This is a genomic window from Buchnera aphidicola str. Ua (Uroleucon ambrosiae) (assembly GCF_000225465.1).
GTDB lineage: Bacteria > Pseudomonadota > Gammaproteobacteria > Enterobacterales > Enterobacteriaceae > Buchnera > Buchnera aphidicola_B.
Genome location: NC_017259.1, coordinates 356075 through 382273 on the forward strand (window position 1 = coordinate 356075; position 26199 = coordinate 382273).

At 22.8% G+C, this 26199-nt stretch carries 24 protein-coding genes; 20 read left to right on the forward strand and 4 right to left on the reverse strand.

Going from position 1 to position 26199, the window contains the following annotated elements; genetic code table 11:
• Positions 1-25: 25 nt before the first annotated feature.
• The 7 genes from BUAMB_RS01595 (at position 26) to BUAMB_RS01625 (ending at position 6895) form a co-directional block, all read left to right on the forward strand.
• A complete protein-coding gene (locus BUAMB_RS01595; RefSeq protein ID WP_014500035.1) occupies positions 26-1240 on the forward strand; it encodes a flagellar hook protein FlgE in 1215 nt (404 codons plus the stop codon).
• Positions 1241-1266: 26 nt separating this feature from the next.
• Positions 1267-2010, forward strand: coding sequence for a flagellar basal-body rod protein FlgF (flgF, locus tag BUAMB_RS01600; RefSeq protein ID WP_014500036.1), 744 nt, complete (start codon positions 1267-1269; stop codon positions 2008-2010).
• A gap of 22 nt (positions 2011-2032) precedes the next feature.
• On the forward strand, positions 2033-2815 hold the full coding sequence (flgG, locus tag BUAMB_RS01605) for a flagellar basal-body rod protein FlgG (RefSeq protein ID WP_014500037.1): 783 nt from the start codon (positions 2033-2035) through the stop codon (positions 2813-2815).
• Between the two features lie 84 nt (positions 2816-2899).
• The gene (locus tag BUAMB_RS01610; RefSeq protein ID WP_014500038.1) at positions 2900-3619 is read left to right on the forward strand and encodes a flagellar basal body L-ring protein FlgH; all 720 of its coding nucleotides are present in this window, start codon (positions 2900-2902) and stop codon (positions 3617-3619) included.
• A gap of 187 nt (positions 3620-3806) precedes the next feature.
• Positions 3807-4916: a flagellar basal body P-ring protein FlgI gene (locus tag BUAMB_RS01615; protein ID WP_430393305.1), complete on the forward strand. Its 1110-nt coding sequence runs from the start codon at positions 3807-3809 to the stop codon at positions 4914-4916.
• Positions 4916-5230, forward strand: coding sequence for a rod-binding protein (locus tag BUAMB_RS01620; RefSeq protein WP_014500040.1), 315 nt, complete (start codon positions 4916-4918; stop codon positions 5228-5230). The genes BUAMB_RS01615 and BUAMB_RS01620 overlap by 1 nt, the downstream gene beginning before the upstream one ends.
• A 30-nt stretch (positions 5231-5260) precedes the next feature.
• Complete coding sequence (locus BUAMB_RS01625; RefSeq protein ID WP_014500041.1) at positions 5261-6895, forward strand: FlgK family flagellar hook-associated protein; 1635 nt, start codon at positions 5261-5263, stop codon at positions 6893-6895.
• Positions 6896-7003: 108 nt separating this feature from the next.
• Here BUAMB_RS01625 and rne read toward each other — a convergent pair whose 3' ends face one another.
• Complete coding sequence (gene rne, locus BUAMB_RS01630) at positions 7004-9829, reverse strand: ribonuclease E (RefSeq protein WP_014500042.1); 2826 nt, start codon at positions 9827-9829, stop codon at positions 7004-7006.
• A gap of 275 nt (positions 9830-10104) precedes the next feature.
• On the opposite strand from rne, the gene rluC reads away from it, so the two are divergent.
• The 12 genes from rluC to BUAMB_RS01690 all read left to right on the forward strand — a co-directional run bounded on the left by rluC (position 10105) and on the right by BUAMB_RS01690 (position 18466).
• Entirely contained in the window at positions 10105-11049 is a 945-nt protein-coding gene (gene rluC, locus BUAMB_RS01635) for a 23S rRNA pseudouridine(955/2504/2580) synthase RluC (RefSeq protein WP_014500043.1), read from the forward strand.
• A gap of 76 nt (positions 11050-11125) precedes the next feature.
• Positions 11126-11290 (forward strand): 50S ribosomal protein L32, encoded by a 165-nt coding sequence (gene rpmF, locus BUAMB_RS01640; protein WP_014500044.1) that lies wholly within the window; start codon positions 11126-11128, stop codon positions 11288-11290.
• Positions 11291-11486: 196 nt separating this feature from the next.
• On the forward strand, positions 11487-11939 hold the full coding sequence (locus tag BUAMB_RS03130; RefSeq protein ID WP_071818480.1) for an ACP S-malonyltransferase: 453 nt from the start codon (positions 11487-11489) through the stop codon (positions 11937-11939).
• On the forward strand, positions 11936-12430 hold the full coding sequence (locus BUAMB_RS03135) for an ACP S-malonyltransferase (protein ID WP_050793209.1): 495 nt from the start codon (positions 11936-11938) through the stop codon (positions 12428-12430). The genes BUAMB_RS03130 and BUAMB_RS03135 overlap by 4 nt, the downstream gene beginning before the upstream one ends.
• 2 nt (positions 12431-12432) lie before the next feature.
• A complete protein-coding gene (gene fabG, locus BUAMB_RS01655; RefSeq protein WP_014500045.1) occupies positions 12433-13167 on the forward strand; it encodes a 3-oxoacyl-ACP reductase FabG in 735 nt (244 codons plus the stop codon).
• A gap of 80 nt (positions 13168-13247) precedes the next feature.
• Positions 13248-13490: an acyl carrier protein gene (gene acpP, locus BUAMB_RS01660; RefSeq protein ID WP_014500046.1), complete on the forward strand. Its 243-nt coding sequence runs from the start codon at positions 13248-13250 to the stop codon at positions 13488-13490.
• A gap of 105 nt (positions 13491-13595) precedes the next feature.
• The gene (gene tmk, locus BUAMB_RS01665) at positions 13596-14234 is read left to right on the forward strand and encodes a dTMP kinase (RefSeq protein WP_014500047.1); all 639 of its coding nucleotides are present in this window, start codon (positions 13596-13598) and stop codon (positions 14232-14234) included.
• Between the two features lie 109 nt (positions 14235-14343).
• Positions 14344-15204, forward strand: a complete 861-nt coding sequence (locus tag BUAMB_RS01670; RefSeq protein ID WP_264356582.1) for a DNA polymerase III subunit delta' C-terminal domain-containing protein — start codon at positions 14344-14346, stop codon at positions 15202-15204.
• Between the two features lie 37 nt (positions 15205-15241).
• On the forward strand, positions 15242-16039 hold the full coding sequence (locus tag BUAMB_RS01675) for a TatD family hydrolase (RefSeq protein ID WP_014500049.1): 798 nt from the start codon (positions 15242-15244) through the stop codon (positions 16037-16039).
• Positions 16040-16090: 51 nt separating this feature from the next.
• Positions 16091-17524 (forward strand): PTS glucose transporter subunit IIBC, encoded by a 1434-nt coding sequence (gene ptsG, locus BUAMB_RS01680; RefSeq protein WP_014500050.1) that lies wholly within the window; start codon positions 16091-16093, stop codon positions 17522-17524.
• A 19-nt stretch (positions 17525-17543) separates the two neighbouring features.
• Positions 17544-17888, forward strand: a complete 345-nt coding sequence (locus BUAMB_RS01685; protein WP_014500051.1) for a histidine triad nucleotide-binding protein — start codon at positions 17544-17546, stop codon at positions 17886-17888.
• 56 nt (positions 17889-17944) lie between these two features.
• Complete coding sequence (locus BUAMB_RS01690; RefSeq protein WP_014500052.1) at positions 17945-18466, forward strand: outer membrane lipoprotein - activator of PBP1B activity; 522 nt, start codon at positions 17945-17947, stop codon at positions 18464-18466.
• A gap of 290 nt (positions 18467-18756) precedes the next feature.
• Here the strand turns inward: BUAMB_RS01690 and BUAMB_RS01695 are convergent, their stop codons facing one another.
• From BUAMB_RS01695 to pncB, 3 genes are all read right to left on the reverse strand, one after another.
• Complete coding sequence (locus BUAMB_RS01695) at positions 18757-19920, reverse strand: porin (RefSeq protein ID WP_014500053.1); 1164 nt, start codon at positions 19918-19920, stop codon at positions 18757-18759.
• A gap of 177 nt (positions 19921-20097) precedes the next feature.
• Entirely contained in the window at positions 20098-21498 is a 1401-nt protein-coding gene (gene asnS / locus BUAMB_RS01700) for an asparagine--tRNA ligase (RefSeq protein WP_014500054.1), read from the reverse strand.
• Between the two features lie 223 nt (positions 21499-21721).
• Positions 21722-22918 (reverse strand): nicotinate phosphoribosyltransferase, encoded by a 1197-nt coding sequence (gene pncB, locus BUAMB_RS01705; protein ID WP_014500055.1) that lies wholly within the window; start codon positions 22916-22918, stop codon positions 21722-21724.
• Positions 22919-24083: 1165 nt separating this feature from the next.
• Here pncB and rlmKL point away from each other — a divergent pair.
• Positions 24084-26198, forward strand: a complete 2115-nt coding sequence (rlmKL, locus tag BUAMB_RS01710) for a bifunctional 23S rRNA (guanine(2069)-N(7))-methyltransferase RlmK/23S rRNA (guanine(2445)-N(2))-methyltransferase RlmL (protein WP_014500056.1) — start codon at positions 24084-24086, stop codon at positions 26196-26198.
• Position 26199 lies beyond the last annotated feature (1 nt).

Here is a 26199-nt window from a genome sequence, read left to right on the forward strand (position 1 = left end):
CATTATCAAAAGGGCAAAAAAAATTATGTCAGGATCAGAAAATGGATTAAGAATTAGTAATGATTATATCAATCATGTATCTAATAACATTGCTAATGCATCTACTATAGGATATAAATCTAGCCAACCTGTTTTTTTTGATATCTTTTCTACGTCATTACATTCAAAAAATGCTATTGGAAATGGTGCTGGTATTTTAACAGTTATACCAAATTTTAATAATGGTACTTTAAAACAAACTGATAGAGATTTAGATTTCGGAATTGCAAACGAAGGATTTTTTCGTGTTTTAGATACTGAAGGTCATATATATTATACAAGAAATGGTCAATTTATACTTGATAGCAACAAAAATATTGTTAATATGCAAGGTATGTATCTAACTGGTTGTAATCAATCATCTTTAAAAAATGCTTGTAATACATCTAACATGGAAGTTATCAATTTAAAAAATGCATACACATTACAAGCTAAACCAACTACTGAAATACGATTAAAAATGTTTTTAAACAGTAGTCAAGCTAATAATCTCCCAAACACAAATAATTCTTATAATCAATTGATGGATTTAGAAAATAATACTACTTATCTTAGTATATACAAAAAAAATGGTGAAGAAGAAAAAATTGATATTTCTTTTAATAAACTAGACAAAAATAAATGGGAAGTACATTTTAAATCAAATAATGCTGATAATCAAAATGGAATTAATAATACTTTTGAATTAAGATTTAATGAACATGGAAAATTAATTTCTGATGCTAATATTAATATTAAATCAAATAATTCACAATATAATGATATTAATTTAGATTTAACTGATACTATAGAAAAACCAGGCATTCATAATGTTTTTGAAGAATTAGCTCAAAATGGATATTCTGAAAGTAAATTAAAAACATTTCATTTTTTACCTAATGGTGAAATTCTTGGAATGTATGCTAATCAAAAAAGTAAAATAATAGGTCAAATATTATTATCAAAATTTATCAGTCCTGAAAAACTCCAACCTGAAAATGGAAATTTATGGTCTGCTACTGCAGAATCTGGAACAGAAATAATTGGTATAGCAGGACAGAATGGTTTTGGTAATTTAGTTAGTAGATTTTTAGAAATGTCAAATGTAGATTTAAATAAAGAATTGATCAATATGATTATTGCACAACGTAATTATCAATCCAATGCTCAATCTTTCAAAGCAGAAGATAAAATGATAAACACGTTAATTAATTTACGTTAATATTATTAATAAGGTTTTTAAATATCATGGATAATTCAATATATGAATCTATGACTGCAGCTAATCAATTATTAGAAAAACAAAATATTATTTCTAATAATTTAGCTAATATTTCTACTACTGGTTTTAAAGAAAAATTTATTTTTGCAGTACATGATAAAAATATAAATCATAATTATCAAAATACATTCAGAGAATATTATAATCTTTCTTCAGGAAGATTAAATTATACAAACAGAAATTTAGATTTATATATTAAAGATGACGGTTGGTTAGTAGTAAAAGATATCAATGGCAGAGAAGGATATACAAAAAACGGTCATTTAAACATTAATGCGAATAAAAAATTAACTATTCAAAATAATGAAGTAGTAGGAAATAATTGTCACATACTTGTTCCAAGTAATTCCACTTTAAAAATTTTATCAAATGGAGTAATTAAAGCAATACAAAACAATAATAATCACATTATTGAAAATACAATCGGTGCATTAAAACTAGTACATCTTCCTATAAATCATCTAATACATAAAGAAAATGGATTATTTTATCTAAAAAATGATAGTAAAATAAATAAAAATAATAACATTAAGCACAGTAACAATATACATGTACAATATGGTATGTTAGAAGAAAGCAATGTTAATATTGTGAAAAATATGATTGAAATGATTTCAAATGCTAGACAGTTTGAAATGCAAATGAAAATGATATCCACATGCGATCAAAATTCAGAATGTGCAAATCAATTAATAAATATTAACAATTAAAAAAATAATAGGATAAAAAACTATGATGTCTTCTTTATGGATTGCTAAAACTGGTCTTGATGCTCAACAAATTAATATGAATGTTATTTCTAATAATTTAGCTAATGTAAGTACTAATGGATTTAAACGATCTAGAGCAGTTTTTGAAGATTTAATGTATCAAAATATACATGAAGCAGGCGCAAATTCATCAATGGATACAACATTGCCATCAGGTTTACAAATAGGGACTGGAGTAAGACCAGTATCGACTGAAAGAATTCATAGTCAAGGCAATTTATCAAAAACAGATTCGTCAAAAGATGTTGCAATTAATGGAGCAGGATTTTTTCAAGTACAATTACCAGATGGTAATATAGCATATACACGTGATGGTTCTTTTCAATTAGATCAAAATGGTCAATTAGTAACAAACAGTGGATTTTCTATTATTCCAGAGTTAATTATTCCACCTAATGCTACAAGTATTAATATAGCAAGAGATGGAATTGTTAGTGTTACTGAACAAGGACAAACACAACCGACTGTAGTTGGTCAATTAAATATCACTAATTTTATTAATCATGCTGGATTAGAAAGTTTAGGAGAAAATTTATATCAAGAAACACTAGCATCAGGCGCACCTATTGATACTACTCCTGGTTTAAATGGAACAGGATTGTTATACCAAGGATATGTTGAAACTTCTAATGTGAATGTAGCTGAAGAATTAGTGAATATGATTCAAACACAAAGAGCATATGAAATAAATAGCAAATCTATTAGTACATCAGATCAAATGTTGCAAAAATTATCGCAATTATAATTTTCGACTTGTAAAATATATAATACAATGTATATTTTTTAAAAATTATAATATTAAATATATATTATTAAAGGTAACTTTTTCGTGATAAAGTTATTGATTTCTAAAATTAAATACTATTTAACTGTTGTTGTCTTCTTAACATTGCAAAGCTGTGCTAATTTTGAACAACATCAGCCATTAGTCGGAGATATCACAACTGCTGTTGCGCCTAATATTTTTCCTAAAATAACCAATGGTTCTTTGTTCCAAGAAACAACACCAATAAATTATGGATATCAACCATTATTTGAAGATCATCGTCCACATAATATTGGAGATACAGTAACTGTTGTTTTACAAGAAAATATAAGTGCCAGTAATAGCTCATTTTCAGATCTTAGTAGAAATGGAAATGCAAATTTAGGCCTTACAATTAATCCTGGACAATGGAATACTGTATTAGGTCTAAATTTTAAAGGCGATGCAACTAAATTAGATGCAATAGGTAGAAATAATTTTCGGGGCACAGGTAGTAATGCAGCTAACAATCATTTTACTGGTTTAATTACAACAACTGTTCAAGCAGTTTTACCCAATGGTAATTTAAAAATTATTGGAGAAAAACAAGTATCTATAAATGAAGGAACAGAATTTATTCGTTTTTCAGGGGTAATTAATCCAAATCATATTACTCAAAATAATTTCATTATATCTACTAAAATTGCTGATGCACGGATAGAGTATTTTAGTCGTGGACGTATAAATCATATTCAAAAAATGGGATGGTTTCAAAGATTATTATTAAAAATATCTCCCATATAAATATATTATAGTTACAATGATCAATTTGATAAAATAATATTGTCCTAAATTTAATTCAATTTCATAAAGAACATTTCTTGTTCTTTATGAAAACTATTAATAATTAAAAAAAATAAAAATTTTCATCGGAAACATGTTCACATATATTATAACACTTTTTAAAAAGTGTATTCATAAAGGTTTGTTTATGTATAAAAAACTATTTTTATTGATGAAATTAATTTTTTTTGTTCTTATAAGTTTTTCATCATTTTTGCATGCTGAAAAAATACGTGATTTAACTAGTATTCAAGGAATTCGAGATAATCAACTTATTGGTTATGGCTTAATAGTTGGTTTAGACGGTACTGGTGATCAATCGACACAAAGTCCATTTACTAATCAATCGTTAAGTAATATGTTATCACAATTAGGTGTAAGTATACCTGTAAATACTAATATGCATTTAAAAAATGTCGCAGCAGTTATTGTTACAGCTAATCTTCCTCCATTTGGGCATACAGGAGAACAAATAGATGTTGTAGTGTCATCTATGGGAAATGCCAAAAGTCTTAAAGGAGGCATACTCTTAATGACTCCTTTAAAAGGAACTGATAATCAAATTTATGCTATTGCTCAAGGAAATGTATTCGTCTCAGAAAAATATAATCATAAAAATAAAGTACAATATATTCATTCTAATCAAGTAAATTCTGGAAAAATTCATAATGGCGCAATCATTGAACGTGAAATTAATACCGATTTTGGAAAACAAAAAACAATTAATTTACAGCTGAATAAAGAAAATTTTGGTATAGCACAACGTATCAGTGATATGATTAATATAAAATATCCAGATACAGCAACACCTATTGATGCTAAAACAGTACAATTAAATACTTCTCCAAATAATGATGTACAAGTCCATATGCTTTCAAGTATTCAAGATATAGATGTAACTTTGCCTTCACAAGAAGCAAAAATTGTAGTTAACACACGTACTGGTTCTATAGTCATTAATCAATCAGTTAAATTAAGATCTTGTGTAGTTTCTAATGGAGATATGTCTATAATAATTGATAAAATAAAACATCAAAAAAGATATTCAAATTTATTTCAATCATTTCATAAAAGACATAAGATAAAAAAATATAAACAACATAATAATTATATAGATAATGTATCTCTTGATAAAGATAATTTAAATAATATAGTTAATGCTCTTAATGCAATAGGGACGAAAACTGACGAATTAATGTCTCTTTTACAGCTAATGCAAAGTGCTGGTTGCCTACATGCTAAATTGGAAATTATTTAATGAATAATCAATTATCACTATTTAATGTATCAAATTATAATGTACAATTTATTGATGAACTGAAATATCAAATCCGTAATAATCCCAAAAAATATAATATTGAAGCAGCAAAAAAAGTAGAAGGTATATTTATACAAATACTCCTTAAAAGTATGAGAAATACTTTATTTAAAAATAATTTATTTGATAATAATCAAAGCCGTTTATATACTGATATATATAATCAAAAGATATCTGAAGAAATAAGTAAAAAAGGAATAGGATTAACTGATATGATTTTAAAACAAATTCAAAAACAAAAAAATGCGTTTTAAAAAAATATATTCTTAAAAAGGAAGAAAAAAATGAGTACTGTATTAAATACAGCTATTGCTGGTATCAACGCCATGAAAGTCATAATTGATCATACTGTTGATAAAATTAATAATCCTAATAAAAACCATTCATATACACAGATTTTCACAGATAATGTTATAGAAGATTATCATCCTACTGTTATTTCATTAAAAATTCAAGAAATTTATGATGAGTATAATGACTTTATTACAGAAGAAAAACGTATAACAGACGCACAGATACACAATGAAACAAAAAAAATTGAACAATTAATTAAATTAGAAGATTTATTATGTGAAAAATCTAATATATTTAATGAACTCGTGAATGAGTTATACTATGATATTAAACAAGACATGCTCTTAAATCATCCAAAAACCATTAATCAAAATATAAAGAAAAAATTACATGATATTACTGCTTTAATTAAAGATTTTGATAAAAAGTTAAGTTTTTTAGAACAAGATGTAAAACAATCTGTGATAAATAATATAAAAAAAGCTAATGAGTTAATTGATGCAATTCATGACATGACTGTTCATATACGCTATTTTCCTATTGCACGAATGCATAATACAATAAATAATTTAATTGATAAAAGAGATAACTTAGTTGATGAACTCAACACTTTAGTTGGAGTTAAAGTCATAAAAAATCATGATAATTATGCGATATATTTAAACAATAATATATCTTTGATAGATAATAATCATAAACAAAATTTGATGCCATTAACCTCAAAATATGATGATAAATATGTTAGTATCGGATATGCTGAAAATGATCATAGTATGCCGGTCAAGATAGAAAATATGATTCCTAGTGCTGTTTTAGGGTCTCTTTTACAATTTCGAAAAGAAGAACTAACGAATGCTAGAAATAAAATAGGACAATTAACAGTTGATTTTGCAAACTATATGAATCAATATGCTAAATTAGGATATAATATTTTTGGTAATCAAGAAAAAAAAATTTTTAAAATTAGTGATCCACAAACAATACAAAGCTCAACAAATACTTCATCTACTCAAACATTAGTACAATGGAAAGATACTAGCAATCCACAAGATACTGATTATATTATATATTTTAAAAACAATGTTTGGACTGTAACAAAAATGTTAGATCATAGTATGGTAGCATATACTATGGATCAAAAAGATAATATCACATCTATAAATTTTGATGGAATTCAATTATTAATTAAGGGACAACATGCTGATGGTGATATTTATATGATCAAACCATATCCTACAACATTAGAAACATTAGAGTTATTAGATGATACAAATGATCCATTTGAATTATCCTCAGAAGATAATATGCATCGTATTAACCAACAAAATACTCCAGTAATTAATCAATTTAATATACATACTTTAATAGAGCATCAAGAAAAATTAGATCAGGCTTATCAAAAATTCTCTAAAGCTATATCGTATAAATATCATATTCTTGAAGAAAAACTTCCTTTTGAAAAAAGCATGGTTAAAATACTTGACAATAAAAAAATGACTGTTTCTCACGATATTAATACAAATTTTAATGAATTAAATTATGAACAAGCATGTTATCTTGCAAATGTTAAGGTTTTAGAAACAGCGGAAAAAATTTTCAATGAAATTATTGACTGTTATAGTTAATTAATTGATATTTTTATGATAAAAAAATAAAAACTTACTTTTAAGTAAGTTTTTATTATTTATATCGATAACAATTAAAAAAGTTTTTTTTTAAAAAAATATTCATTGTTAAATTAAATATTTTTTAGGTATTGAAACAGGTGCATTAGAAACATTTGTAGCTGAATGTACTCCTGCAGAATTTTTTCTATTACACTTCAAATTTATCATTAATAAATTAAATTTAAATGTATTTTGCGTTTGATTCAAACAAAAGACTTCAGATATTTTAGTAATAGGAGCACTAGATTGATTTTTTTGATTACTTTTTATACAAGATAGATTATAACATAAATCATTATCATCTAAAATTGGCATCTTTATTTCTGTATGATGTGATGCAGTTTGTGCTCTCATTACTATTTCACTGAGATTATTATTTTTTTTATATTGCTTTAAAAAACATTTATTATTAATTATCTTTTTAACTTTAAAAAAATTTTTATTTTTAATAATTTTTCTTCTTTTTAATAAAAATGACGAATCTATTTGTTTCATAGACATAATATTTTTTAATGTTTTAATTTCATCTGATACTATAGTTGGATATTTTACTAGCACTGTGCTTGATTTTGATTTGAAAAAAGATTTTAGAAAAATTTTCATTAAAAAATATTGAATATTATAAAAGTATAAAAAATTATACTTGATAATATGCTTGCTTATAGTATTAGAAGTATGCAAGTTTTGAGAAACAATAAAATTATTTTTTATATTACTACTACATTGATTTGATAAAATTTGAGGGTACATAATTTTTTTATGTATATTTTTTTTTTCATTATCTTTATTAAATATCTTGTCTTTTTTTTTAACATTAAAAAAAATATTATTTTGATTAATAACAGATAATTTTCTATTTTTTAAGAATTGTATATTATACTGTTGATAAAACAAATAAGTATTTTGTGAATAAAAATCTTCATTTTTTTTTAAAAAATCAATAAATTGATTACTAACAGTTATGTTGTTAATATTTTTTTTAAATTTTTGTGATAAAACATATTTCTTATTTTTTTGAGAATTATTTCTATTTAAAAAATTAAAATTATTTTTTACTTTTAAAAAAATGTTACCTTTATTTTTTAGATGATTTTTTTTAAAAATATTACTTTTAATCAAGATATTTTTAAGAAAAAATGAACTTTTTAACCAATCTATCACTTTAAATATAAAACTGATATTAGTATTTGATTTTTTTTTTAAAAAAATATTTTCATGTATTTTATTTTGATAACTTTCTTTTTGTTTTTTAGGTTTAATTTTATTTTTATATTGATTTAAATTATTTAATGAAATTAAATTAGTATAATTAAATTTTGTTTTCACTGTTTTTTTAAGAATTGTTTCATTTACAAATGTTGTAATTTTATTTTTTTTTATTTCATTAAAAATATAACTAGAAGTATTTTTACTTGCACCTTTTTTAATTCTAGATACAGAATAATGTGGTGTTTTCATTTTTTTGCTAGGAATAATGATTGTTTTACCACCAGCTTGACGTTTTTCAATAGCATATACTGCTTCGCGTTTTTCATTTAATAAATAACAAGCAATTTCTATAGGTACAACAGCTCTTACTTCATAAGTATTTTCTTTTAAAGCTTCTTCTTCAATTAAACGTAAAATAGATAACGATAGTGATTCACTGTCTCTAATAGTTCCTGTTCCTGTGCATCTTGGACAAACATGATGACTAGATTCACCTAAAGATGAGCTTAATCTTTGTCTAGACATTTCTAATAAACCAAATTGAGAAATTTGACCAATTTGAATTCTAGCTCTATCTTCGCGTACAATTTCACGTAATCTATGTTCAACTGCTCTTTGATGACTAATGGGAGACATATCTATAAAATCAATAACTATTAAACCCCCTAAATCTCTTAAACGCAATTGACGAGAAATTTCATCTACTGCTTCAAGATTAGTATTTAATGCTGTAGATTCTATATCTGTTCCAATTTTAGAACGAGAAGAATTAATATCAATAGCTGTTAAAGCTTCAGTACTATCAACCATTATTGAACCACCAGAAGGCAAACTAACTTTTCTTTGAAAAGCAGAATTAATTTGCGTTTCAATCTGAAAATAACTAAAAAGAGGAATATCTTTAGTATATAATTTAATTTTATTACTAAAATCTGGACGACCTAAAAAAGCAATATGTTCTCGTGCCAATTTTAATATTTTAGGATTATCAATTAAAATTTCTCCAATATCTTTACGTAAGTAATCTCGAAAAGCACGTACTATAATATTACTTTCTTGATGAATCAAAAACGGTGCTTTCACATGATTTGCTATTTTTTGAATTTTCTTCCAATGCTGCAATCTAAGTGATAAATCCCATTGTAATGATTCTATAGATTTTCCTAAACCAGCAGTTCTAATAATTAAACTCATTTCTTCAGGATACTTTAATAAAGTTAATAATTCTTTTAATACTAATCTATCATAACCTTCAATTCTTCTTGAAATACCACCAGATTTAGGATTATTTGGCATAAGTACTAAATAACTTCCAGCTAAACTAATAAACGTAGTTAAAGCCGCTCCTTTATTTCCTCTTTCTTCTTTATTGATTTGTACAATAAGTTCTTGCCCTTCTTGTAAAATATCTTTGATATCACAACGTAAATTATCAATATATTTATCTGGAAAATACTTTTGAGAAACTTCTTTTAATGGTAAAAACCCATTTTTTTTTTCACCATAATCTACAAAAGCAGCTTCTAAACTAGGTTCTACACGAGTAATTTTTCCTTTATATATATTTGATTTTTTTGATTCAGATCCAGCGCTTTCTATATCAAGATCATATAAACGTTGACCATCAACCAAAGCTACACGCAACTCTTCCTGCTGAGTTGCATTAATTAACATTCTTTTCATTATAACTTTTTCTCTCTTATTTTTATAAATAAGTAAACACATCAACAGGAAATATAAAAACATTAACAAATTATTTTTTTATAAAATAATCATCAAAATATATTTAAAAAACTTCTGAATTAATTTTTTTAGAACAATAAATGCGTCATTAATTATTGTATACAAATATAGATACTTAAAAAAATACATATAAAAACATAATTAATATATTTATATGCATAAATATATTATAATAAATAAAAATTAAAAAATTACTTATAAATCGAATTTTTTTAATGAAATATGTCACTATATCTACATCTATTATATATATTAATAAAGACATGATAAATCAAAGAATAGATAATTTTATACTTAAGAAATTTAAAAATGTACCTAAAAGTATGATTTATCGTATTATAAGAACAGGAAAAATTAAAATTAATCAAAAAAAAATCAAACCAGACTATAAATTAAAAAATGGAGATGTATTAAAAATTCCACCAATAAAAATTTTATGCAATACAAAAAAACAATTTTTTCCCTTAAATAATGCAAAAATTTTAATGAATAGTATTTTATATGAAGATAATGATTTATTAATCATTAATAAACCTTCAGGAATAGCAGTTCATGGTGGTAGTGGATGTAATTTCGGTGTTATAGAATATTTTCGAAAATTACGTCCACTAAATACATTTCTTGAACTTGTACATCGAATTGATCGTGAAACTTCAGGAATTTTAATGTTAGCAAAAAAACGTATATCTTTAGTATCATTGCATAAACAATTACGAGAAAATAAAATCAAAAAAGAATATACAGCACTAGTACATGGTTTGTGGCCAAGACATATAAAAAAAATTTCAGAACCGCTTTTAAAAATTCAATTTAAATATAATCAAAAAAAAGTTTTTATTCATAAAAATGGTAAACCTTCAGAAACTTATTTCTATATTAAAAAACAATTTTCTACTTCAACATTATTATCAATTTTTCCTAAAACTGGTAGAACACATCAAATTCGTGTACATGCTTTACATGCTGGACATCCAATATTTTTTGATCAACGTTATGGTCAAAGTCATTTAGATGCTAATATAAAAAACAATATTCATATAGCTAGATTATTACTTCATTCTTATAAAATTAATTTTATTCATCCAAAAAATGGTAATAAAATATGTATTACTGCTCCATTAGATGTAAGTTTTAAAAATTATTTAAATAATATGATATAGTTTATATAAGATAATATCTATAATAAAAACTAATTATTCAACTAATATAAATATAATGACATGAGAATGATAAAAAATGGCAGTGCAAAAAAATAAACCTACTCGCTCTAAAAGAGGGATGAGACGCTCTCATGACTCTTTATTAAAACCGACATTATCTAAAGATAAGTGTTCTGGTGAAATACACATTAGACACCATATTACTATGAAAGGATACTATAAAGGCAAAAAAGTTATTTAAAAAATTTTTATATAAAATGGTGTTTTTTAAAAGCACCATTTAAAAAAATATACAGAAATACAATTAATAAAATCTTTTTAAAATAATATTTTGATATTTTAAAAATATTCATTTGATTAATATTATTATTCTAATAAATATTCATTTATATATTTTAAAAAATTAAATAATTATTTCGACTAAAAAGGCAATTATTATGACTGCATTTGCAATGTTATTTCCAGGGCAAGGCTCTCAATATGTAGGAATGTTATCTTCCTTTTTTTGTAATAAAAAAAATAATATTTTTAAAAATACTTTTGATGAAGCATCAGATTATATACATTATGATTTATTCAAACTAATACAAGAAGGACCTTCATTAATATTAAATCAAAGTCAATATACACAAGTAGTGATTTTAACTGCCTCATTAGCAATATATCGTTTTTGGAATGATAAAAAAGGTATATCTCCATTGTTTATGTCAGGACATAGCCTTGGTGAATATTCTGCATTAGTATGTTCTAATTCTATAAAATTTTCAGATGCATTAAATATTGTTTTTATACGAGGTAAACTCATGCAAAAAATAACTCAAAATAAACCTACTTTAATGCAAGCAATTATTGGTATAGATAAAAAAAAATTCAAAATATTTGTAGAATGATATCAAATAATCAAATTGTGTCTTTAGCAAGTATAAATTCTCATGATCAAATAGTTATTTCAGGAGATGCATCTGCAGTTAATCAAGCTATTATTCATTGCAAAAAATTAGGTGCTAAAAATATATTTAAAATGAATATTAATATACCTGCTCACTCAATATTAATGAAACCAATATCAAAAAAAATAAAAAAAATATTAAATATGATTACTATAGTACAACCAAAAATTCCAATTATTAATAATGTAGATGTAAAAATTGAACATAACCAAAAAAAAATTATCAATGCATTAATTAGACAAATTTATAGTACTGTAAGATGGAAAGAAATTATAGATTTTATAAAATCAAAAAATATTTTGACAATGTTAGAAATTGGACCAAATCAAGTTTTAAGTAACTTAAATAAAAAAGATAAAAATATTACTTCATTGAATACTAATAATTTAAAAAACTTTTTCATAGCATTTAAAAAAATTAATCAAACATAAATATGAATAAAAACAAACAAACTGCATTAATAACAGGTGCAAGTCGGGGTATAGGAAAAGTTATAGCTAAAAAATTAATTCAAAAAGGTATTAAAGTTATTGGTACATCTACCACAAATACTGGAGTAAAAATCATTAATGATTATTTAAAAGATAATGGATTTGGTTTAATTTTAGATTTAAAAAATACTGATTCAATTATAAAAACAATCAAAGAAATTTATAAAAAAAAATATTCTATTGATATTCTAATTAATAATGCTGGTATTAAAAAAGATAATTTATTAGTTAAAATGACGCACAAAGAATGGGAAGATGTAATAAAAATTAATTTGTCATCAGTATTTTATCTTGTTAAATCTGTGATTCGTTCAATGATTAAAAAAAAACAAGGTAGAATTATTACTATTGGTTCAATAATAGCTAATATAGGAAATAAAGGACAAGTAAATTATAGTGCTTCTAAATCAGGATTAATAGGATTTCATAAATCGTTAGCATTAGAAGTAGCATCCAAAGGTATCACTGTAAATATTATTTCTCCTGGTTTGATTAAAACAGATTTTATTAAAACATTAAATTCTACACAATATCAAAACTATGTATCTAAAATTCCCATTAAAAGAATAGGATATAAAGATGAAATAGCTCATGCTGTTATATTTTTAATATCAAAAAAAGCATCATATATTACTGGACATACATTACATATAAACGGAGGCATGCATATGATATAATCATAACATATTGCTATACTGAATTATTATATTTCCTAATATTTTAAATATATTCTACAAATTAAATAGAGAAATTAAAAATGCATAATATTGAAAAAAAAATTAAAAAAATAATTATTGAAAAACTTGATATAAAAGAAGAAGATATTTTTAATAATGCTTCATTTATCAATGATCTTGGTGCTGATTCTTTAGATACAGTGGAATTAATTATGGCTTTAGAAGAAGAATTTGATATTGAAATTTCAGATGAAGAAGCAGAAAAAATTAATACAATACAAGAAGCTATTAATTTTATTAAAAATTATCATTTAAAAAAATAAATATTTTTCTATATTTTTATAATATTAATCTTAATTTTATATATTTATTTAAAGAAAAATATCAAATAAAATAATAAATATTATCTTCATAAGTATTTAAAAAACATGATAAAAAATAAATTTATTGTAATTGAAGGATTAGAAGGTGCAGGAAAAACCCATGCATGTATATATATTAAAAATCTATTATATACAAAATATAATATTAAAAAGATATTATTAGTACGTCAACCAGGTAGTACAAAAATTTCAGAAATAATAAGAAAATTAATAAAAAAAAAATATTCAGAAAATCTGACTAAAGAAACAGAATTATTATTAATGTATGCTGCGCGGATTCAATTAATTAAAACAAAAATCAAACCTGCATTAAAAAAAGGAATATGGGTTATTTCAGATCGTCATGATTTATCTTCATTAGCTTATCAAGGAGGTGGATTAGGCATTAAAAAAGTAATAATTAATCAATTAAAATTATTATTTTTAAATAATTTTACTCCAGATTTCACTGTATATTTAGATGTTTGTCCAAAAATTGGTTTAAAAAGAGCGTTAAAAAGAAATTCGCTAGATGCAATTGAAAGTAGATCTTTAGAATTTTTTACAAGAACTAGAAAAACTTATTTAAAATATATTAAATTAGATAAAAAAAGTATAACTATTAATGCAAATGAAAATTTGCAGATAGTCAATAAAAATATTAAAAAAAATATATCAATTTGGTTAAAAAAACAATATATATGAAATTATATCCATGGTTAATAGAACCTTATAAGAATATTATACAACAACATAAAAAAAAAAAGCGCACCATGCAATTTTAATCAAAACCCAACGAGGTGTAGGAGCATCTTTGTTAATTTTGTTTATTAGTAAATGGTTATTATGTCTTAAACCAAAGGGAACAAAGTTTTGTAATGAGTGTCATGGATGTAAATTAATGTCTTCTAATAATCATCCTGATTGGCATAACTGCATTAATCAAAAAAATACAATTTGTAATATAGATACTATACGTTTAATTAATAAAAAAATATTTGAATGTTCACAACAAGGTGGACGAAAAATCATTTTTTTATCAGATATTGAAAAATTAACAGAATCAGCAGTAAATGCATTTTTAAAAACTTTAGAAGAACCACCAAAAAATACTTGGTTTTTTCTTATTGATTACAGTAATTTAAATTATTTTTATACATTAAATAGTCGCTGTTTAATTTATAAATTATTTGTTCCATCAGAAAAACATAGTTTAAATTGGTTAAAACAAGAGCATATAAAAAAAAATAGATCATGTTTAACTGCATTGCGTATTCATCAAGGATCGCCTTTATCCGCCAAAAAATTTATTAATAGTAGCATATGGATAGAACGAACATTTTTTTTTAAATTATTAGATTCTGCTTTTAAAGATTATAATTTATTAAAAATACTACCTATATTAAAAGAAAAAAATACTATTATGAAAATTGATTGGCTATGTTTATTATTATTTGATGCTATTAAATTTAATATTGATCAAAAAAAATATTTAATTAATTTTGATCAAATAAAATTTATTCAATTTCTTTCTTATCGTTATACACATATGATTTTAGATTTCAGTATACGAACTTGGATGCGTTGTAAAAATAGATTACTAAAAATACCTGGAATTAATCACGAATTATTATTGTTAGAACAATTACTTCAATGGGAAATAATTTTAAAATAATATGTTTAAAAATTAAATTATATAAAGCGATAAAATTATGTTATTAATTGATTCACATTGTCATCTTGATAGATTAAATTATAAATTGTTTCATAAAGATATAGAAGATATGTTAAATAAAGCTTATTTCAATAATGTAAAAAAATTTTTAACAATATCAACATCTATAAACAATTTTTATAAAATTAATCAGTTATTTGAAAAACATCAAAATATTTTGTACTCTTGCGGTATACATCCTTTAAATTGTTTAAAAGAATTAAATAATTTTAAAAATCAAGAAAATTGCTTTGATAAAATAGAAAAATTATCTAATAGTAAACGAGTCATAGCAATAGGTGAAACTGGTTTAGATTATTATCATTCATTTCAAACTAAAAAAATACAACAAAATTTTTTTCGTGAACACATTAGAATTGCAATAAAATTAAACAAACCAATTATAGTACATTCACGTCATTCTATACATGATACTATTAATATATTAAAAGAAGAACAAGCGGAAAAATGTAAAGGCATATTACATTCTTTTAATGAAAATTTGAATGCTGCATTAAAATTATTAGAACTAGGTTTTTACATTTCTTGCTCTGGAATAACCACTTTTAAAAATTCTATAGAATTATGTGATACTATAAAAAAAATACCTTTAACACATTTATTAATCGAAACAGATGCTCCATATTTATCACCAGTTCCATATAGAGGCAAAGAAAATCAACCAGCTTATTTGTTTAATATAGCAAAAAAAATATCTATAATTAAAAATATTAATATACAAACTCTTGCACAAATTACAACAAATAATTTTTTTAATCTCTTTAAATTAAAATAATATATAGTTTATGAAAAATTTGATATATATATATTTAGGAGTCTTTTAAATATGTTTAAAAACGTATTTGCAAACCTTCAAAAGGTTGGTAAATCACTTATGTTACCTGTTTCAGTATTACCTATTGCAGGAATATTACTTGGAATAGGATCGGCTCATTTTATTTTATTTCCAGATATTCTTTCTGAAATTATGGCTCAAACAGGAGGTTCTGTTTTTACAAATATGCCGTTAATTTTTGCAATTGGTGTAGCTCTTGGTTTTACTAAAAATGATGGTGTAGCAGCATTAGCAGCAGTTGTTTCTTACGGAATTTTAGTTCAAACATTAAATACAGTTGAACCAATTATTTTACATATCAATATTGATATAATAAAAAGTCAACACTTATCTGATACTGGTATATTAGGAGGAATTATTGCAGGAGCTATTTCAGCGTATATGTTTAATCAATTTTATCGTATTCAATTACCTGAATATTTAGGTTTTTTTGGTGGAAAAAGATTCGTACCTATTATTTCAGGATTGTCTGCAATATTCATTGGTTTAATACTATCTATGATTTGGCCTCCAATTGGTCATGGAATAAAACAGTTTTCACAATGGGCAGCATACCAAAACCCTATGCTGGCTTTTACTTTATATGGATTAGTAGAAAGAACGCTTGTACCATTTGGATTACATCATATATGGAATGTTCCGTTTCAAATGCAAATTGGAGAATATACTAATGCTATAGGACAAGTATTTCATGGAGATATTGCAAGATATATGGCTGGAGATTCAACTGCTGGAAATTTATCAGGAGGTTTTATCTTTAAAATGTATGGTCTTCCAGGAGCAGCTCTAGCAATATGGCAAACAGCTAAAAAAGAAAATAAAAATAAAATAGGAAGTGTTATGCTTTCAGCAGCATTAACTGCATTTTTAACAGGAATTACTGAACCTATTGAATTTTCATTTATTATTGTTGCACCTATACTATATGTTATTCATGCTCTTCTAGCAGGATTATCTTTTCCATTATGTATTTTTTTAGACATGCGTGCAGGCACTAGTTTTTCACATGGTTTTATAGATTTTATAATATTAAGTGGAAACAGTCACAATATTTTTCTATTTCCTATAGTCGGCATTATATATGGATTATTATATTACAGTATATTTTATTTTATCATTATTAATTTTAACTTAAATACACCAGGACGAGAAAATATTAAATATGAGTTTTTGGAAAAAAATAATAATGAAATTGCGCCATGTATCGTTAAAGCATTAGGTGGAAAAAATAATATTCAGAATTTAGATGCTTGTATTACTCGATTAAGAATTACAGTTTTAGAAATATCAAAAGTTAATCAAACAGATTTAAAAAATATTGGTGCTGCAGGAATAATTATTTCAGGATTAGGAATACAAATTGTATTTGGTACAAAATCTGAAAATATTAAAACAGCAATAGATGAATATATAAAAAAAATATAATAATTTTGGAAACTAAATTATGAAAGATGGTTTAATTTTTAAAAAAATTATCAATAAAGAAACATCAGCAAATATTATTTATGAAGATAATATAGTAACTGCATTTGAAGATATAAAACCTAAAGCATTGATTCACATATTAATTATACCGAATGTTTTTATTGCATCATCTAATGAAATTAATAAAACAAACAAACATATTTTAGCACATATGTTTTATATTGCCGTAAAAATTGCAAAAAAAACAAATATTAGCAAAGAAGGCTACAAAATCATTATTAATTGTAATAAAAATGGAGGCCAAGAAATAAATTATCTTCATATGCATTTATTAGGAGGAGAAAAACTAAAATTTTTATATTAATTTTAAAAAATAAAATTTCAATATATGATTATTTAAGGATAAAATGTGAATAAATATTGGCTATTAATTTGTTATATGATTTTTTTATAAATGGTTGTAATATTAACAAAAATTTAAATAATAATTTAATTCAAGAAAAAACACATTTCATTATTGTAGATTTTAATTCTGCTATAGAAAAAATTATGATAAATATCATAAAATTAAATAATTTATTGCACTATCAAAATACATTATGGTTTATTGATTTTCCAGAAAATCATACTAATATTGATTTAGATAATACAATTTTAATAAATGTAATAAAAGAACAATTTAATAAAACAAATAATATAATTAATTTTCTTGAACACAAAAGCATTGAAAAAGATAAAAAAAAATTAGGTATATCTAATATAAATAAAAATTTAGAAAATAGTGTTGCTATGTTATTATCTCGTAATAATCATGTAACATATTATTTACGTAGCTATATTTTTGGAGAAAAAAATCCTTATTCATTAAAAATAGAACTAGTTTTGGTTAAAACAGGAGAAATAGTGTTTACACAATTAGAAAAATTTTATTGGAAAAAATAATGCTATAAAAAAATTTATTATATTTAATTATAAATAATTAAATATTATATATTATTTAACGTTTTATATATTTGTTAATATATAATTGCAAATATATAAAATGATAAATACTATTATTAATATTAATAAGAGCAGTCCTTTCTACTAAATTTCATAAATAATTATTTTTTGCAAAATTTAAAATAGATATGATTATTTATAATATTCAATAGAAAGTTCTGACTCTTAACATCCAATATATCTAGATAAAATTTTACACTTTTTATAAATAATTATATTTTTAAATAAGATTAAAACTGATAAACTATTCCAGCACCAATAGTATTATCTGTAAAATTGTTTTGGTTTTTGTCAGCATTATCATTTTTTAATAAATTAATTTTATAATTCATATATGTAGAAATATTTTTATTAAATTCGTAACGTGTAGAAATATTAATTTGTTTTGATGATGTTATATCATTTTTATTTGCTCCATCTTTAAAAATGGATGTTTGTTTCTTTGAATCTAAGTAACTTAAAGCAGAGTAAAAACCTGAATGAAAATCATATTCAGCAATAGCTTCAATATTTTGTGTTGTATTAATATATGGCTTTGTATTATCTTGATTATTATTGTTATTATTAGTTGCTTCGTTATTATTAATAACATTATCTGGTATTAAATTACGTGCTTCACCATAAAAAGCTGCAATATATACATTATTTACATTATATTTAAAGCCTAATCCATATGCTCCAATATTATCACTCTTATTATTTTTATCATCTTTATTCAAAAATAAATTTGGAGACGAAAAGAAAGAACCAACAGCAGTAAAACCAATATCAGTCTCATATTTTACAGATGCACCCCAAATATCACCTTTTTGTTTCTTATTTGATTGATTTTTTGCTGCATCTTGATATTGTACTGCAAAACTAACTCCATCTACTAAACCAAAAACATTATTATTTCTATAAGTTAGTAAACCATTATTTCGACCTATCATATAATGATCATGATGATTAAAGAAACTATCTTGATTAATATATGGCATATGATTAGTTAATAATTGAACATCATTAAAAATTCCATAATTACGCCCATAATCGATTGAACCCCAATCAGCATATTTAAAACCAGCATATCCTAAACGAACAGTATTAGACTGTTGTGCATTCAATAATTTTTCTGGATATGAAAAATGAGTTTGATATTCAAGAGTACCATAGCTTAATAGTTCATCATTGATATTTATTGTCCCTGATAAACCTAAAATAGCATTTGTGTCATCTGAATTAGATGTAATTGTGCTTGATAAAAAACCATGAGATAATTTATAATTAGGATTAATACTACCGTACAATTTAAGTTGATTACCATTTTTATTAAAAATTTCTGCGGCATTAATTCCATTACTCATTCCTAATAAAATTGGTATGATAATTGCTAAAGATTTACGATTTGTCATAATTTTTTATACTACCTTTTAGTAAAAATAATTTAAATCAATATTAATTTATCAATATAAAATAAAATTACTTATTGAAGTAATATATTTTATATGTATATATCAAGACTATATATAAATAAAATACTTTATAGGAATACTAAAAAAAATATTATACAAAATATCAAAATATTATAATTAAAAATTAGCATTGTTAACAGTTCTCGGGAATGGAATAAGATCTCTTATATTTACAATTCCAGTAATATAAGAGAGTAATCGTTCAAAACCCATACCAAAACCAGAATGCGGCACCGTACCATATCGACGAAGATCACGATACCACCAATAATCTTCTTGTTTTAAGCCTAATTCTAATAAACGTTGATCTAAAATTGAAATACGTTCTTCACGTTGTGAACCACCAATTAATTCGCCAATATTAGGAACTAATAAATCCATTGCTGCAACAGTTTTATTATCATTATTTAATCTCATGTAAAATGCTTTTAATTCTTTTGGATAATTTTTGATGATTACAGGATTTTTAAAATATTTTTCTACAATAAAACGTTCATGTTCTGAAGATAAATCCATTCCTAAAAAAACAGATTCGTTAAATTGTGCTTTAGATTCCTGTAAAATACTTACAGCATCTATATAATCTATACGTACATAATCAGATGATAATAATTTTTCTAAACGATTAATGATTTGGGTATCAGTATAATTTTTAAGAAAACTGATATCTGATAAACAATGTTTTAATACAGATTTACAAATATATTTTAACATGTATTCAGAAAAATCTAATATATCATTTAAGTCAGAAAAAGCTGATTCTACTTCTAGCATCCAAAATTCTGATAAATGACGTACAGTATTAGAATTTTCAGCTCGAAATATAGGACCAAAAGTATAAACTTTTGATAAAGAACAAGCATATGTTTCAATATTTAATTGACCTGAAACAGTTAAAAAAGATTCTTTCCCAAAAAAATCTTTTTTAAAATTAACAGATCCATCTTCATTCTTAGGAATATTTTTCATATCTAATGTTGACACACGAAACATATCACCTGCACCTTCAGTATTTAAACTAGTTATAATAGGTGTAGGTACCCAAAAATAATTATTTTTATCAAAAAAACGATGTAATGATTGCATGACATGATTTCTTATTCTAGATACAACACCTATTAAATTTGTTCTTGATCTTAAATGAGCTACTTTCCTTAAATATTCCATACTATGTTTTTTAGCAGAAACTGGATAAGTATCTGGATTTTCAATCCAACCTAATACTTCAATTTTTTTTAATTCAATTTCATATTTTTGTTTAATACCAATAGAAAATATTAATTTTCCAGTAACTATAACAGAACAGCCAATAGTCAAACGTAATACATCTGTATAATAATTAGATAAAATATTTTTAGCAATAACTTGTATTGACTCAACGCATGAACCATCATAAACAGAAATAAAAGAAAAACCTAATTTTGAACTTCTACAACTTTTGACCCATCCGCGTATAGTAATACAACTATTTACTACAATATCATCTTTATATATATTTAATATTGATACTACATTCATATAATATTTCCTACATTTCTTATTGCTTATTTGAAAATAGATTATAGAATTTTTTTAAAATATTAAAAACTTTTTATATTTTCTAAAAAATAAATTTTAATTATATTAAAACAAGTACTTATTGAAGCAATATAGATTGTAAAATAGAAATATAAATGATATTTATATTACCTTACTAAATATATTGAATTATTATTATTGATATTTTAACATGTAATTTTATCTATTTATTTAACGATACATCAAATGTTTTACATAAAATATTTAAAAAATGTGAATCTACACAATATGTTTTACCTGGACTATCAGATATTTTAGCCACAGGTTTACCATTGCATTTCACTAATTTAATAACAATATTTAAAGGCTTAACATATGGAATATCGCAAGTTAATTGTGTTCCAATACCAAATATCATATTAATCTTTCTATAAAAATTTTTATATAAAAATATAATTTTTTCAAAATTTAAATTATCAGAAAACAATAACGTTTTAGTTAAAGGATTAATACCTAATTTATTATAATGTTTAATAGCTTTTTCAGACCATTTAAATGGATCACCAGAATCATGTCTGATTCCTTGATAAGAAGAAGCTAAACTGAAATTAAAATCACTTAAAAAAGCATTCATATTAATTGAATCTGTCAGAGCAATATTTAAATAATTTTTGTACTGACGTAGCCATATTTTTAAAGCTAAAATCTGACTATTTTTCAAATTAGTACTAATTTGTTGATGCGCTTGAAACCATTCATGCGCTTGTGTTCCTACAGGTTTTAATTGTAATACACGAGATATATGATAGTTACTGGAACCAATAAAAAAAGGACATATTTTTTTTAATCTTTCAATAACAGATAATTGAACATCATAAGAAAACCGTCTTCTTGTGCCAAAATCAACAATTTTTAAATGAGATAAATCTAATGTATTCGTATTATTAAAAAATTTTTTTAATTTATTATCTAAGTGTGTAATAGCTAGTTGAGTATTAATATTTGGAGATAAATTATAATGAAATATTTCACTAATTAAAGATAAAATAGGTACTTCCCATAATATTATTTCTTTCCATAAACCACTGATACGAATCTTTAATTGTCCTCGATGATTTTTAATTTTCACTTGCGCAATATTATAACGAAAATTTTTTAACCAGTTTAGATATTTTCTTTTAAAATATGGAAAAGAAATTAGATACATATATTCTGCATGACTTAAAGATAAAGATTGCATCATATTAATCTGTTCTAATAAAATATTCGCATAACAACCTAAATTATTTTCTCCTCTACAAAAAAACTCAGAAACTACATGAACATTATCATAATGATAAAAAATAGCTTGTTGCATATGAAATTTATATGCATCAGTATCAAGCAATGTTTTTATTATTGGATTATGATATTGTTTCATAGTTTTTTTCTTATTTGATTATACTGTTTTATATAAAACAGCTATTGTAAAATAAATATTACACAGTTTTATATTTTAATAAAATTTAATATTATTGAAATATTAATATAAAAATATACCATAAAATTGCAAATATAAAAAAATCTATTAATATCTAAAAATATTTTTGTTATGATTTTATGAATTTCAATCTATATTAAATAAGAATTATAATGTTTTATTATTGAACTCGTAAACTATTATTTTTTTTTAATATAATTTGAAAAATTTAATTTTTTATAATATTTCAGTATTTAAAAACATAAAACTATTAAATATTTATTATAAAATAATGTACTCATAGAAAATAAATATATATATTACTGTCTAACATACAATTTTATTAGAACTAAAATAAAAATAAAATATTATGAATGTGCATTTTCAAATAAAATTAGTTTTTTATTTATTTTTTTTTGTTAAACGTTAAACAAAAAATATTTTTTACATTTTTTAATACCTAATTTAAAATTTTTAAAAAAATATTTTAAAAGTTTAATATAAACATTTAATTATAAAAAAATAAGTTTAATAATATCAAAATTTCATGCTTTAAAACATAAATATTAATAATATTAACAATAATCAAAATAATATTAAACTAGCAAATCAAAAAAAAATATCAACATATTATTTTTTAATACAAAAAAATTCAAGATTATATAAAATCATTTTACAATCTTTAAAAATACCATTTTAATCTATCTAAAAATATATTCATAGAAAAAAATTTGATTGAATTGTTAATTGAATAATTAATATAAATTTTAAAATGATTTATGATATATAAAATTTCTATAATATTTTTTTGCATTGATATTAATTAAAATTATTTATTAGTATTATATTTATACAATCTATAAGATATACAAATATTAAGTGAATTCTTTAAAAAAACAATGATATAATTATATTTATGATAAAATTTTTTTGTTAATACTATCTATTATATTATAAACTTAATTAGTGCAATATATAATTAATAATAAATAAAATATTTTATGATGTTATCAAGACATAATTTTATTATATTTTAATAAATGTCTCTATAAATTATTATATCAAATAAACAGATATAATATATCTTTAAAAAAATTAAATTCAATTAAATACAACTAGTATAAAAATGAAAATAAATTATTTGTTTGCAAGTACTCACTTTGGAACTGAGCAATTACTAAAACAAGAATTATTACGTTTAGGAATTAAAAATAGTACTATTATAAATGGAGGAGTTTATTATGAAGCAAATGATTTTTTGTTATATAAAACTTTAATGTGGAGTCGTATTGCGTCACGTATTTTTTTATGTATTACAAATTTTTATATAAAAAATAGCCAAGATCTTTATTTAAAAATATATGATATTGATTGGAATAAAATTTTTTATAAAAATAGCACTTTTGCTATTAATTTTAAAGGAACAAATAATATTATACGTAATAGTTTGTTTGGAGCATTAATTACAAAAGATGCAATTATTGATCAATTTAGAAAAAAATATTGTATTCGTCTAAATATTAATTTAATTGAACCAGATATTCGAATAAAATTATTATTATTAAATAATAATATAATACATGTAATGCTAGATTTAAGTGGAGAATCTTTACATAAAAGAGGATATCGTAAATTTTTTAATCAAACTCCAATTAAAGAAAATTTAGCTAGCGCAATAATTATTAATTCAGGATGGAATAAAAATTTACCAATAATTGACCCCATGTGTGGTTCAGGAACTTTATTAATTGAAGCAGCTATGATGGCTTCTAATAGAGCACCAGGGCTCAAAAGATCAAAATGGGGGTTTCAATCATGGAAAGATTATAATAAAAAAATATGGACGCAAATTATACAAGAAGCAAAAGAAAAATTTGAAATCGGTATGCAAACATGTCTAAAAAATTTTTTTATAGGATATGATTCAAATACAGACATCATAAAAAAAGCTAAAATTAATGCATTACATGCAGGCGTATTAAAAATCATTGAGTTTAAAACACAAAATCTAGAAAATTTTAAAAACATAAATCAAACAAAAATAGAATCAGGAATATTGTTAACTAATCCACCATATGGAAATAGATATAAAACTGAAAGCCAATTAGTAAGTTTATATATACAATTGGGTATCATATCTAAAAATTATTTTGAAAATTGGAAATTATCTATATTTAGCGCATCAAAATTTTTATTCAATTTCTTGCAAATGAAACCTAACAAAAAATATTTTTTTAAAAATGGTTCATTAGATTGCATTCAACATAACTATACTATTTATTTAAAAAATAAAGTTATCATAAATAATGAATACGAAAATAGATTAAAAAAAAATTTTAAAAAATTTAAAAAATGGGCTGATATTCAAAATATAGAATGTTTTCGTATATATAATGCTGATTTGCCAAATTATAATATCATAGTAGATGTTTATAAAAATTGGATAGTAATTCAAGAATATCAAGCTCCAAAAGAAATACATAGTTATAAAACTTTAAGAAGATTATGTGATGCTATCTACTATACTAAAAAAATATTATCTGTTTCAATAGATAATATAATTTTCAAAATTAGAAAAAAAAATACACATAAAACACAGTATAAAAAGCTATCTAATAGTAATAATTTTATTTTAATTCAAGAATATCATGCAAAATTTTTAGTCAATTTAATAGATTATATAGATACTGGATTATTTTCTGATAAAAGAATTTTAAGAAAATTATTAGGTAAAATGTCTTATGATAAAGATTTTCTTAATTTATTTTCATATACTGCTACTGCTAGTGTATATGCTGGATTAGGTAATGCTAAAAGCACCACTAGTATAGATATTTCTAATACTTATATTAAATGGTCTATGAAAAATATGGCTATTAATAATTTAACTGGATCTCAACATATTTTTATTAAATCTGATTGTTTAAAATGGATAAAAAAGACTCATAAAACATTTGATTTAATATTTATTAATCCACCAACTTTTTCTAATTCTAAAAATATGAATCAATCATTTGACGTAAAAAAAGATTATTTTAATTTGATGATTAATTTAAAAAAAATTTTACGTTATCATGGTTATATTATTTTTTCTAGTTCTACAAAAAATTTTGAACTTGATTATAATTTTATGAACAAGATCAAATTATATGCAAAAAAAATTACTCAACAAGTACAATCAAAAGATTATTTAAAATATTCTAATAATTATCATTCATGGCTAATACAGCATATACAATAAA